A 246-nucleotide genomic window follows, 5' to 3' on the forward strand; every position below is an offset into this window, starting at 1 on the left:
CGAACGCGGGGCGCGAGGCGGTGCCCGCGTAGCGCGCGAGGTCATCAGAAGATCTGGCGGAACACCCAGTACAGCGCGGCGGCCAGCGCGATGGAAGCCGGCAGCGTGAGCACCCACGCCAGCGCGAGATTGCGAATGGTGCTCCATTGCAGTCCGGAGCCGTTCGCGGCCATGGTGCCCGCCACGCCCGAAGCCAGCACGTGCGTGGTGGAAACGGGCAGGCCGTAGACGTCCGCCATGCCGATG

1 protein-coding gene is annotated in these 246 nt (G+C 69.9%); it reads right to left on the reverse strand.

What is annotated here, in order from left to right; genetic code table 11:
- Window positions 1-44: 44 nt before the first annotated feature.
- The coding region (locus SB816_RS34075; RefSeq protein WP_410548509.1) for an inorganic phosphate transporter at window positions 45-246 on the reverse strand (202 nt) is incomplete at its 5' end.

Source organism: Achromobacter sp. SIMBA_011, from assembly GCF_046535435.1.
Classification (GTDB): domain Bacteria; phylum Pseudomonadota; class Gammaproteobacteria; order Burkholderiales; family Burkholderiaceae_B; genus Achromobacter; species Achromobacter dolens.